This is a genomic window from Streptomyces carpinensis (genome assembly GCF_002154505.1).
Classification (GTDB): Bacteria; Actinomycetota; Actinomycetes; order Streptomycetales; family Streptomycetaceae; genus Streptomyces; species Streptomyces carpinensis.
The window spans coordinates 1-12,566 of record NZ_MUBM01000333.1; the positions used below are offsets into that span (position 1 = coordinate 1).

Genomic DNA, 12,566 nt, shown 5'->3' on the forward strand with positions numbered 1-12,566 from the left:
GCGGACCTTAAACGCCAAGCTCAGTGGTTGCGCGGGAACCCGAGGTCGACGCCCGCCGGGGCCTCCGACGGGTCCGGCCAGCGGGTGGTGACCACCTTGCCGCGGGTGTAGAAGTGGGTGCCGTCGTTGCCGTAGATGTGGTGGTCGCCGAAGAGCGAGTCCTTCCAGCCGCCGAAGGAGTGGTAGCCCACCGGCACCGGGATCGGCACGTTGACGCCGACCATGCCGGCCTCGATCTCCAGCTGGAAGCGGCGGGCGGCGCCACCGTCACGGGTGAAGATGGCGGTGCCGTTGCCGAAGGGCGACTCGTTGATGAGCGCCACACCGTCCTCGTAGGTGTCCACGCGCAGCACGCACAGCACCGGCCCGAAGATCTCGTCCTGGTACGCCTTGGCGCTGGTCGGCACCCGGTCGAGCAGCGACAGGCCGATCCAGTGGCCGTCCTCGTAGCCCTCCACGGTGTAGCCGGTGCCGTCCAGGACCACCTCGGCGCCCTCGGAGGCCGCGTTCTCCACGTAGGACGCCACCTTGTCGCGGTGCGCCCTGGTGATGAGCGGGCCCATCTCGGAGGCCGGGTCGTTGCCCGGGCCGATCTTGATCTTCTCGGCGCGCTCGCGGATCTTCTCCACCAGCTCGTCGCCGATCGAGCCGACCGCGACGACGGCCGAGATGGCCATGCAGCGCTCGCCCGCCGAGCCGTAGGCCGCGGAGACGGCGGCGTCGGCCGCAGCGTCCAGGTCCGCGTCCGGCAGGACCAGCATGTGGTTCTTGGCGCCGCCGAGCGCCTGCACCCGCTTGCCGTTGGCGGCGGCGGTGGTGTGGATGTAACGGGCGATCGGGGTGGAGCCGACGAAGGAGACCGCCTTGACGTCCGGGTGCTCCAGGAGGCGGTCGACGGCCACCTTGTCACCGTGGACGACGTTGAAGACGCCGTCCGGCAGGCCCGCCTCGGCCAGCAGCTCGGCGATCCTGAGCGACGCCGACGGGTCCTTCTCGCTCGGCTTCAGCACGAAGGTGTTGCCGCAGGCGATGGCGATCGGGAACATCCACATCGGGACCATCGCCGGGAAGTTGAACGGGGTGATGCCCGCGACGACGCCGAGCGGCTGCCGGATCGACGCCACGTCCACGCGCGTCGCGACCTGGGTGGACAGCTCGCCCTTGAGCTGCACGTTGATGCCGCAGGCCAGGTCGACGATCTCCAGGCCGCGGGCGACCTCGCCGAGCGCGTCGGAGTGCACCTTGCCGTGCTCGGCGGTGATCAGCTCGGCGATCTCCTCGCGGTGGGCGTCCAGCAGCGCGCGGAACCTGAACAGGATCGAGGTCCGCTGGGCCAGCGAGGACTGGCCCCAGGTCAGGTACGCGTCCTTGGCGGCGGCGACCGCGGCGTCCACCTCCTCCACGGAGGCGAACGCGACCTTCGTGGTGACCTCGCCGGTCGCCGGGTCCGTGACCGGCCCGTACGTCCCCGAGGCGCCTTCGACGGTCTTCCCGCCGATCCAGTGGTTGACGATCTTCGTCATGCCGGGTTACTCCTTCACAGATGGCGGCGTCGGGTCCAGACGTGCCGTGCGTACAGCTCGTGTGCCGGGGCCGCCGACACTCCGGTCGCGGTCCCGGCCACGGATACATCCCACCAGGGGCCGCGCCCCGGGCGCGCCCGACAGAGTGTCTGCGGTTCCGGTCGTTGCGTAGACACATGTGGTCGCACGGACATCGTGCGGGCGTGTCCGGTGTGTCCGGCGCCCACGGGCGAGGACGGAAGCGGCGGGCCGTGCGGGTGACCTCCGGCGCGGGGCCGTAGCGGGCGGGGAGTCGACGCTCGCACTTCGCTCCTGCCAGGGCGAAGCGGCCTCCCGCGCCGGAGGCGATCGGTGGCCGGACGGCGCGGGGCCCGGGTGTGTCCACCCAACGCGCTCCGCCCGCCCGGCTCTTGGCATTCCTGGTCCGCTGTGCCGTGATGTACCTGCACCGTACAACCGCCGCCCGCCGCACACGCGCGCCACTCGGGGGTGCGGACGGCGAACGCGTGTCCGCGGGCCGTCACGAGGGCCCCGGCGTACGGCGCACGACCGGTCACCCGCTCCCTCCTCCCCGTACCGCTCCCGCTTCGAGGGCCGACTCCACCTCGGCCGGGGTGGGCATCGCGGAGGAGCACTCCAGACGGGAGGCGACGATCGCGCCGGCGGCGTTGGCGTACCGCATGACCCGCTCCAGGTCCCACCCGGCGAGCAGCCCGTGGCACAGCGAGCCGCCGAAGGCGTCGCCGGCACCGAGCCCGTTGACGACGTCGACCGGAAGCGGCGGTACCTCGGCCGTCTCGCCGGTGCCGCTGACGGCGAGGACGCCCTTGGGTCCCTGTTTCACCACGGCGAGTTCCACGCCGGCGTCCAGCAGGGCGCGGGCGGCGGCGTGCGGCTCGCGCAGGCCGGTGGCGACCTCCACCTCGTCGAGGTTGCCGACGGCGACGGTGGTGTGCCGCAGTGCCTCGGTGTAGAAGGGCCGGGCGGCCTCCGGATCGGCCCAGAACATGGGGCGCCAGTCGAGGTCGAAGACGGTCGTGCCCGCCCTGGCCCGGTGGGCGAGCGCGGCCAGGGTCGCGGTGCGGCTGGGCTCCTCGCTCAGGCCGGTGCCGGTGACCCAGAAGACGCTCGCGTCGAAGACGGCGTCCAGATCGAGCTCGTGGGCGTCGATCTCCAGGTCGGGGGCCTTGGGCTGCCGGTAGAAGTAGAGCGGGAAGTCGTCCGGCGGGAACACCTCGCAGAAGGTCACCGGCGTGGGCAGCCCGGGCACCGGTGCGACCCAGCGGTCGTCGACGCCGAAGCCGCGCAACGCCTCGTGCAGGTAGGCGCCGAACGGGTCGTCCCCGGTGCGGGTGATCACCGCAGTACGGCGGCCGAGGCGGGCCGCGGCGACCGCGACGTTCGTCGCCGAGCCGCCCAGGAACTTGCCGAAGGAGGACACCTGGGCGAGCGGCACGCCCGTCTGCAGCGGATAGAGGTCCACGCCGATCCGTCCCATGGTGATCAGGTCGTACGCCATCGGCTTCCGCTTCCCTTCGCTCGACTCCCCCGGTTGTAGTGCCGTACCCGGAAGGCTGTCAAGACTTTGTCCGGACATTCGGACGAGCGGAGTGGTTGGGCGGAAGCACTCACCGTCTCGCGACCCTCCGGCTCCCGCCGTCCCCTTCCGTCTCCGCCTGTTCGTCTTCCACGGGCCCGGCGTGCCGTAGCACCATGGGGGAGTCCAACACTCCGGTACCGCACAGCGCTTCGGCCGGGAGCGGGAGCAGTGAGGACGGGGCGGGGCGATCACTCCGGTGCACCCATCGGCACAACGCTCGGTGCGCACTCTGGCGTGGCAGGGGGCTGACGGGTCCTGGGAGGCCGTGCTCGCGCCGCCCCATCCGCGGCTGCGGCCGGGTGTGCTCGGCTACCGGGGGATCCGGGTCGCGGGCCCGCGGCGCCGGCTGGAGACGCCGATCGGGGCGGTGCGGATTTCCCCAAGACCGGTAGCGGGCACCCCCTGCACGCTGATCATCCGGCCGGATGACCGGGGGACGGTGGGAACCCGGCGGGCCGCCCCGGTACAAGGGCGCGGCGCGCCCCTGGCCTCCACGGGGTCCGCCCGGTTTCCGCCCCCGGTCCGCGTCCGGCTCCCCGAGCAGCCGCACCGGCCACCCGGCCGGTGCCCTCCCCGCGCTTCCCGCTTCAGTTCTGTCACGAACGCGACTCTTCTGTCACATCTGTCTCAGGGGTTCGAGGCCTTGGTCACGCCCGGTCGACAGGCGCTCGCCGTTGCCGCTCGGCGTCGTTCACCGGGCACAGGCTCATTGATCGCCGACGCGGCGCCCGGCTCCCCCGACGGCCTCCGGCCGCCGCCGTGGCACGCGCAGGGAGGTGCACTCATGACCGACCGAAGGCTCTGGTCGTACAAGGAGATCGCCGCGCACATCCGGGTGCAGCCGGACACCGTGCGGTCCTACCGCAAGCACGGCCTGCTGCCGCCGCCCGACCATGTGGAGGGCGGCAGGCCGTACTGGTACGCCGACACCGTCCGCACCTGGGTCGCCTCCCGGCCCGGCAACCGGGGCCGCGGGGCCGACTGAGCCCCCCATTCGTCCGGTCGGCGTCTCACCGCCACGGTTCGATGACCGTGACCCCGGACCCCGGCGCCGTCCCCATCGCCGCGAGCGCGTCCGGCACGGCCGTCAGCGGGATGGTCGACGTCACCAGCAGATCGGGGCGCAGGATGCCCGCCGCGACCAGCCGCAGCATCTCCGGATAGGCGTGGGCGGCCATGCCGTGGCTGCCGAGGAGTTCGAGTTCCAGCGCGATCGCCCGGGCCATGGGGACCGGGGTCGTACCGGTCGCGGAGGGCAGCAGGCCGACCTGGACGTGGCGGCCGCGGCGGCGCAGCCCGTTCACGGAGGCCGCGCACGTGGCGGGCGAGCCGAGCGCGTCGAGGGAGAGGTGGGCGCCGCCGCCGGTGATCTCCCGGACCCGCTCCGCGGTGTCCCGCCCGTCGGAGGCGTCCACGCACTCCGCCGCGCCGAACTCCCGTGCCAGCCCCAGGGCCCGCTCGGAGACGTCCACCGCCACGACCCGCGCCCCGCAGGCGGCAGCGATCATCACCGCCGACAGGCCCACGCCCCCGCAGCCGTGCACGGCGACCCACTCCCCGGCGGCGAGGCGGCCCTGCTGGACCACCGCGCGGTAGGCCGTGGCGTAGCGGCAGCCGAGCGAGGCCGCCGTGGCGAAGGAGAGCTGGTCGGGCACCGCGACGAGGTTCACGTCGGCGTGGTCGAGCGCCACGTACTGGGCGAAGGAGCCCCAGTGGGTGAATCCGGGCTGGCTCTGGCGTTCGCACACCTGCTGGTCGCCCGCCGCGCACGCGGGACAGCTGCCGCAGGCGCAGACGAAGGGGACGGTCACGCGGTCGCCGGGACGCCAACGGCTCACCCGGGGACCGGCCGCCTCGACGACACCGGCGAGTTCGTGACCGGGCACGTGCGGCAGCGTGATGTCCGGGTCGTGGCCCTGCCAGCCGTGCCAGTCGCTGCGGCACAGCCCGGTCGCCTCGACCCGCACCACGACCCCGTGCTCCGCGGGCCGCGGATCGGCCACCTCCCGGACCCGGGCCGGTTCCCCGTACCGCTCGAACACCACAGCCCGCATCCGTCGCCTCTCCTCCAGAGATCACCGTCCGGGACGGAACGCTACTGGGTGAGTCGCGTCGGTCCTTTGATGGAATACCCCCTAGGGGTATAGTGTGAAGAGAAGAGGGCCTCCGTGGCCCCGCAGACCCCACATGGCACCCCACAGCCAGGACGAGGAGAGCGACATGACCGCCCAGACCGAGACCCCGGAGACCGTCACCACCGTCTACAAGGTGAGCGGGATGAGCTGCGGACACTGCGAGGGCTCCGTCTCCTCCGAGATCTCCGAACTCCCCGGCGTCAGCTCCGTGAAGGCCGTCGCTTCGACCGGCGAGGTCACCGTCACCTCCACCGCCCCGCTGGACGAGGAGGCGGTGCGCGCGGCCGTGGACGAGGCGGGCTTCGAGCTCGTCGGCCGCGCCTGACCCGGGCGTCCGGGAAACGTATCTGCGTCCGGGAGGCCGTGACCCCGCGGCTCCCGGCACCGGGCCGTACCGGCAGGCACCGGCGGTACGGCCCGGTCCGTTCTCTGGAGTACGGACATGACCAGCGTCACCACCAGCACCACCGACACAACGGCGGCATCCGCGGAGACCGGCGCGCCGGACAGCGGGGCGTCCCAGGTCGAGCTGCTCATCGGCGGGATGACCTGCGCCTCCTGCGCGGCCCGTGTCGAGAAGAAGCTCAACCGGATGGACGGCGTCACCGCGACGGTGAACTTCGCGACGGAGAAGGCCAGGGTCACCTACCCCCGGGGGGTACAGGTCTCCGACCTGATCGACACCGTGGTGAAGACGGGATACACCGCCGAGGAGCCACCGCCGCCGGCCCCGGAACCCGCCCCTCGGGATGCCGAGCCGGCCGCCGCCTCGGACCCCGAGGTGGCCGCCCTGCGTCAGCGGCTGGTCGTCTCCGCGCTGCTGGCCGTGCCGGTGGTCCTGCTGTCCATGGTCCCGCCCCTGCAGTTCGACAACTGGCAGTGGCTCGCGCTGACGCTCGCCGCGCCGGTCGTCGTCTGGGGCGGCCTGCCCTTCCACCGGGCGGCGTTCACCAACGCCCGGCACGGCGCCGCCACCATGGACACGCTGGTCTCGGTCGGCACGCTGGCCGCGTTCGGCTGGTCGCTGTGGGCGCTGTTCCTCGGGGACGCCGGCGTGCCCGGCATGCACGACGAGTTCCGTCTCACCGTCTCCCGGATGGACGCGGCCTCCACCATCTACCTCGAGGTCGCCTCCGGAGTCGTGGCGTTCATCCTGCTGGGCCGCTATCTGGAGGCCCGCTCCAAGCGGCGGGCGGGCGCCGCGCTGCGGGCGCTGCTGGAGCTGGGCGCGAAGGAGGTGTCCGTGCTCCGGGGCGGCCGGGAGGTCCGGATCCCCGTGTCCCGGCTGGCCGTCGGCGACCGGTTCGTGGTCCGGCCCGGCGAGAAGATCGCCACCGACGGCACGGTCGTGGAGGGCGCCTCGGCGGTCGACGCCTCGATGCTGACCGGCGAGTCCGTGCCGGTGGACGTGGCGGCCGGCAGCACGGTCGCCGGCGCCACGGTCAACGCGGGCGGGAGGCTCGTGGTCGAGGCCACCCGGGTCGGCGCCGACACCCAGCTCGCGCGGATGGCGAAGCTGGTCGAGGACGCGCAGAACGGCAAGGCTCAGGTACAGCGGCTGGCCGACCGGATCTCGGCGGTGTTCGTGCCGGTCGTCCTTCTCATCGCCGTCGGCACCCTGCTGACCTGGCTGTTCGCCACCGGCGACGTCACCGCATCGTTCACCGCGGCCGTCGCGGTGCTGATCATCGCCTGCCCGTGCGCGCTGGGCCTGGCCACGCCGACCGCGCTGATGGTCGGCACGGGCCGGGGAGCCCAGCTCGGCATCCTGATCAAGGGCCCCGAGGTGCTGGAGTCCACCCGCCGCGTCGACACGGTCGTCCTGGACAAGACCGGCACGGTCACCACCGGCCGGATGACCCTCCAGCAGGTGTACGCCACCGAGGACACCGACGAGAAGGAGCTGCTGCGGCTCGCCGGCGCCCTGGAGCACGCATCCGAGCACCCGGTCGCCCGGGCCGTCGCGGCCGGCGCCGAGGAGCGCGTCGGCCCACTGCCCCCGGTCGAGCGTTTCGAGAACGTCCCCGGGCGGGGCGTGCGCGGACGCGTGGACGGCCATGACGTCGCGGTGGGGCGCCTCTTCGAGGAACTGCCCGACGAGGTCGCCCGGGCCCGGCGCGAGGCCGAGGCGGACGGCCGTACGGCCGTCGTGGTCGGCTGGGACGGGATGGCACGGGGTGTCGTCGCGGTGGCGGACACGGTCAAGGAGACCAGCGCCGATGCCGTACGGCAGCTGCGGGCGCTGGGGCTGCGGCCGGTGCTGCTGACCGGCGACAACCACGCGGTCGCCGAGTCGGTGGCGCGGGAGGTCGGGATCGACCCCGGTGACGTCGTCGCCGAGGTGCTGCCCGAGGAGAAGGTGGCGGCCGTCGAGCGGCTGCGCTCCGAGGGGCGGACCGTGGCCATGGTCGGTGACGGCGTCAACGACGCCGCCGCCCTCGCGAGCGCCGATCTGGGCCTGGCGATGGGCACGGGCACGGACGCGGCCATCGAGGCCGGCGACCTGACCCTGGTCCGCGGGGACCTGCGGGTGGCCGCGGACGCCATCCGGCTCTCCCGGCGGACGCTGGCCACGATCAAGGGCAACCTGGTGTGGGCCTTCGGCTACAACGTGGCGGCGCTGCCGCTGGCCGCCGCCGGACTGCTCAACCCGATGATCGCGGGAGCGGCGATGGCGTTCTCCTCGGTGTTCGTGGTGACGAACAGTCTCCGACTGCGGACGTTCCGCTGAGAACCGAAGTAAGAGTCCCTCTAGAGTCCGACGCGCTCCTCACATAAGCTCTTCACAAGGCTCGCGCATCATCTCTACGCTTGAGTCTCGATCGCCATATCAGGTCTCTTTGCACACCTAATGGGACATATGCAAGAGACACAGATCACAGTGATGTGAACGTAACCATCGAAGGGGTTCGAAGGTCTAAGTTGGCGATGTCAGGAAGGCGTCTTGGGGGGCGCCGACTGACATCTGGGGATGTCTTGGGGGACTTCCTCAGAGATGCGTTGCCGGGGCACGTACACCGGGAAGCTTTGAGCGGCCCTCCCGGGCGTGCGTTGTCCCGGCAGATCGCACGCCCGTGCGGCCGCAGACGCGGCCGTACGGCAGTGCAGGGGGACGGCGAGTTCTGCTCGCCGGGCTCACAGCGGTTCAGGCGCTGGTTCTCACAGACGCCCGGCCGGATCCCGTGGGGGGAATCCGCACCGGGACATGGGAAGGCGCCCTGGCCGCCGGCCCGTGGGGGGACCGGCGCACCGGGGCGCCTTCCGCTTTTCGTGGCTCGGTTCACCTCAGGGGCGCCGCAGTGCCGAACATACGGCTACCGCCGCGTGGCGGTGCCGGGACCACGACCGTGCTCAGCCCTTCGGGCCTGCGCGCTCCCCCACGCTCGAAACCGCTCGCGCGGGGGGATCCCCGTCGCCCTCGACACCGACGCGCCCCTTCGGCTCACTCACCGCAGGTTGCCGCCCTGCAGCGCGGCCTTGCTCAGCGCTCCTCGACCGGGACGAAGTCGCGCTCGACGACGCCCGTGTAGATCTGGCGCGGGCGGCCGATGCGGGAGCCCGGCTCCTTGATCATTTCCTGCCACTGGGCGATCCAGCCCGGCAGGCGGCCCATGGCGAACAGGACCGTGAACATCTCGGTCGGGAAGCCCATGGCGCGGTAGATCAGGCCGGTGTAGAAGTCGACGTTCGGGTACAGCTTGCGCTCGACGAAGTAGTCGTCGGAGAGGGCGTGCTCCTCCAGCTTCAGGGCGATGTCGAGGAGCTCGTCCTCCTTGCCCAGCGCCGAGAGCACATCGTGCGCGGCGGCCTTGATGATCTTGGCGCGCGGGTCGAAGTTCTTGTAGACCCGGTGGCCGAAGCCCATCAGACGGACGCCGTCCTCCTTGTTCTTCACCTTGCGGATGAAGGTGTCGACGTCGGAGCCGGAGTCGCGGATGCCCTCCAGCATCTCCAGGACGGACTGGTTGGCGCCGCCGTGCAGGGGGCCCCACAGGGCGTTGATGCCGGCCGAGATGGACGCGAACATGTTGGCCTGCGAGGAGCCGACCAGGCGGACCGTGGAGGTCGAGCAGTTCTGCTCGTGGTCGGCGTGCAGGATCAGCAGCTTGTCCAGCGCGGAGACGACGACCGGGTCGAGATCGAACTCCTGGGCGGGGACCGAGAAGGTCATGCGCAGGAAGTTCTCCACGTAGGAGAGGTCGTTACGCGGGTAGACGAACGGGTGACCGATCGACTTCTTGTACGCGTAGGCAGCGATCGTCGGGAGCTTGGCGAGCAGCCGGATGGTGGAGAGGTTGCGCTGCGTCTCGTCGAACGGGTTGTGGCTGTCCTGGTAGAAGGTGGACAGCGCCGAGACGACGGACGACAGCATCGCCATCGGGTGGGCGTCGCGCGGGAAGCCCTTGTAGAAGTTCTTGACGTCCTCGTGCAGCAGGGTGTGCCGCGTGATGTCGTTCTTGAAGGAGCTGAGCTCGTCGACGGTCGGCAGCTCACCGTTGATCAGCAGGTAGGCCACCTCCAGGAAGGTGGAGCGCTCGGCCAGCTGCTCGATGGGGTAGCCGCGGTACCGAAGGATGCCCTGCTCGCCGTCGAGGTAGGTGATGGCGGATTTATAGGCGGCCGTGTTGCCGTAGCCGCTGTCCAGAGTCACCAGACCGGTCTGGGCGCGGAGCTTCCCGATGTCGAAGCCCTTGTCGCCGACGGTGCTGTCGACCACCGGGTAGGTGTACTCGCTGCCGTCGTACCGCAGTACTACAGAGTTGTCGCTCACGTCTTCCCTCACCGACGTAGTGCCTCATCTTCGAGGTGCCCTGACTGTCTCTACCATCCCCCATTTGGCTCAGGAGAGTGCACTCGGGGTCGACCATTGGGCCTATTGGCGGCACTCAGTGCCGCCAACCTGCTCATCCTGCCCCCTCGACCGGGCGACGGGAAGTGGTGTGTGACCTTTGCGACTCGTTTGATCGATCATTTTTGGTGATGCCGGGTCAGCACCCGGTCACCGGGACCCTCGCCGTGTTGTTCAGGATCCCGCGAGCCGGAAGTCCAGGGCCGTACAGCGCCGGCCCGCCGACACCGTGCGCACCGCCTGGCCGATCGCCTTGCGCGAACCGACGAGGACGACCAGCTTCTTGGCCCGGGTCACCGCCGTGTACAGCAGGTTCCGCTGAAGCATCATCCAGGCGCCGGTGGTGACCGGGATCACCACAGCGGGATATTCACTTCCCTGCGAGCGGTGGATGGTGACCGCGTACGCGTGCGCCAGTTCGTCCAGTTCGTCGAATTCGTACGGAACCTCCTCGTCCTCGTCCGTCAGTACCGTCAGACGCTGGTCGACCGGGTCGAGCGCGGTGACCACGCCCACGGTGCCGTTGAAGACACCGTTCTTCCCCTTCTCGTAATTGTTGCGGATCTGGGTGACCTTGTCGCCGACACGGAAGACCCGGCCGCCGAAGCGCTTCTCCGGCAGGTCGGGCCGGCCCGGCGTGACGGCCTGCTGGAGCAGGCCGTTGAGCGTGCCGGCGCCGGCCGGGCCGCGGTGCATGGGCGCCAGCACCTGCACGTCCCGGCGCGGATCGAGCCCGAACCGGGCCGGGATCCGCCGGGCCGCCACATCCACGGTGAGCCGGCCCGCCTCCTCGGTGTCGTCCTCGACGAAGAGGAAGAAGTCCTTCATGCCGTCGGTGACCGGGTGCTGCCCGGAGTTGATCCGGTGCGCGTTGGTCACCACGCCCGACTGCTGAGCCTGGCGGAACACCCGGGTGAGACGGACGGCGGGGAGCGGGCTGCCGTCGGCCAGCAGGTCCCTGAGGACCTCGCCGGCGCCGACGCTGGGCAGCTGGTCGACGTCCCCGACGAACAGCAGATGGGCTCCCGGGGGCACCGCCTTGACCAGCTTGTTGGCCAGCAGCAGGTCCAGCATGGAGGCCTCGTCGACGACCACCAGGTCGGCGTCCAGCGGCCGGTCCCGGTCGTAGGCCGCGTCCCCGCCGGGCTTCAGCTCCAGCAGACGGTGGACGGTGGAGGCCTCCGCGCCGGTCAGCTCGGACAGGCGTTTGGCGGCCCGGCCGGTGGGCGCGGCCAGCACGACCTTCGCCCTCTTGGCCCGGGCCAGCTCCACGATCGAGCGCACGGTGAAGGACTTGCCGCAGCCGGGGCCGCCGGTGAGCACGGCCACCTTCTCGGTCAGCGCCAGCCTCACGGCCGCCTCCTGCTCGGGGGCGAGGTCCGCACCCGTACGCCCCCTGAGCCAGCCCAGGGCCTTGTCCCAGGCCACGTCCCGGAAGGCCGGCATCCGGTCGGCGTCCGTCCGCAGCAGGCGCAACAGCTGGGCGGACAGCGAGAGTTCCGCGCGGTGGAAGGGGACGAGGTAGACGGCGGTGACCGGCTCGCCGCCGTCCGGGCCGGGCACCTTCTCGCGCACGACGCCGGGGTCCTCGCCGTCCTGCCCCGGCTCCGCCAGTTCGGCCAGGCACTCGATGACCAGTCCGGTGTCAACCTGGAGCAGCTTGACGGCGTCCGCGATCAGCCGCTCCTCCGGCAGGAAGCAGTGCCCCTGGTCGGCGGACTGCGACAGCGCGTACTGCAGGCCCGCCTTGACGCGCTCCGGGCTGTCGTGCGGGATGCCGACCGACTGGGCGATCCGGTCGGCGGTCAGGAAGCCGATGCCCCAGACGTCGGCGGCCAGCCGGTACGGCTGGTTGCGCACCACCGAGATCGACGCGTCGCCGTACTTCTTGTAGATGCGCACCGCGATCGACGTGGAGACCTCGACGGTCTGCAGGAAGAGCATGACCTCCTTGATCGCCTTCTGCTCCTCCCAGGCGTCGGCGATCTTCTTCGTCCGCTTGGGGCCGAGGCCGGGGACCTCGATGAGGCGCCCCGGTTCCTCCTCGATGATCTTCAGGGTGTCCAGGCCGAAGTGCTGGGTGATGCGGTCGGCGAAGACCGGTCCGATGCCCTTGACCAGGCCCGAGCCGAGGTAGCGGCGGATGCCCTGGACGGTGGCCGGGAGCACCGTCGTGTAGTTGTCGACCAGGAACTGCTTGCCGTACTGCGGGTGGGAGCCCCAGCGGCCCTCCATGCGCAGGGACTCGCCGACCTGGGCGCCGAGCAGCGCGCCGACCACCGTGAGCAGATCGCCGCCGCCGCGGCCGGTGTCGACCCGGGCGACCGTGTAGCCGTTCTCCTCGTTGACGTACGTGACTCTCTCCAGCACGCCTTCGAGCACGGCCGGCCGCCGCTCCCCCGCCCCCGCCGACTGGGCACTCCCCGCCTGATTGGACATGATCCGACGCTACCGCCCGG

8 protein-coding genes are annotated in these 12,566 nt (G+C 71.3%); 3 read left to right on the forward strand and 5 right to left on the reverse strand.

What is annotated here, in order from left to right:
• Positions 1–20 precede the first annotated feature (20 nt).
• Positions 21–1,523 (reverse strand): CoA-acylating methylmalonate-semialdehyde dehydrogenase, encoded by a 1,503-nt coding sequence (gene mmsA, locus BZY54_RS36615; RefSeq protein ID WP_086729623.1) that lies wholly within the window; start codon positions 1,521–1,523, stop codon positions 21–23.
• A gap of 553 nt (positions 1,524–2,076) precedes the next feature.
• On the reverse strand, positions 2,077–3,042 hold the full coding sequence (gene iolC, locus BZY54_RS36620; protein ID WP_086729624.1) for a 5-dehydro-2-deoxygluconokinase: 966 nt from the start codon (positions 3,040–3,042) through the stop codon (positions 2,077–2,079).
• Between the two features lie 865 nt (positions 3,043–3,907).
• Here iolC and BZY54_RS36625 point away from each other — a divergent pair.
• On the forward strand, positions 3,908–4,108 hold the full coding sequence (locus BZY54_RS36625; RefSeq protein ID WP_086729625.1) for a helix-turn-helix transcriptional regulator: 201 nt from the start codon (positions 3,908–3,910) through the stop codon (positions 4,106–4,108).
• A 25-nt stretch (positions 4,109–4,133) separates the two neighbouring features.
• Here the strand turns inward: BZY54_RS36625 and BZY54_RS36630 are convergent, their stop codons facing one another.
• Positions 4,134–5,177 (reverse strand): zinc-dependent alcohol dehydrogenase family protein, encoded by a 1,044-nt coding sequence (locus BZY54_RS36630; RefSeq protein WP_086729626.1) that lies wholly within the window; start codon positions 5,175–5,177, stop codon positions 4,134–4,136.
• Positions 5,178–5,343: 166 nt separating this feature from the next.
• Here BZY54_RS36630 and BZY54_RS36635 point away from each other — a divergent pair, with 166 nt between their 5' ends.
• Both BZY54_RS36635 and BZY54_RS36640 read left to right on the forward strand, forming a co-directional pair.
• Entirely contained in the window at positions 5,344–5,583 is a 240-nt protein-coding gene (locus tag BZY54_RS36635; RefSeq protein WP_086729644.1) for a heavy-metal-associated domain-containing protein, read from the forward strand.
• A gap of 117 nt (positions 5,584–5,700) precedes the next feature.
• Entirely contained in the window at positions 5,701–7,989 is a 2,289-nt protein-coding gene (locus BZY54_RS36640) for a heavy metal translocating P-type ATPase (protein ID WP_086729627.1), read from the forward strand.
• A gap of 750 nt (positions 7,990–8,739) precedes the next feature.
• Here BZY54_RS36640 and BZY54_RS36645 read toward each other — a convergent pair.
• Together BZY54_RS36645 and recD2 are read right to left on the reverse strand one after the other, a co-directional pair.
• A complete protein-coding gene (locus tag BZY54_RS36645) occupies positions 8,740–10,029 on the reverse strand; it encodes a citrate synthase (protein WP_086729628.1) in 1,290 nt (429 codons plus the stop codon).
• Positions 10,030–10,281: 252 nt separating this feature from the next.
• Positions 10,282–12,546 (reverse strand): SF1B family DNA helicase RecD2, encoded by a 2,265-nt coding sequence (gene recD2, locus BZY54_RS36650; protein WP_086729629.1) that lies wholly within the window; start codon positions 12,544–12,546, stop codon positions 10,282–10,284.
• Positions 12,547–12,566: the final 20 nt, after the last annotated feature.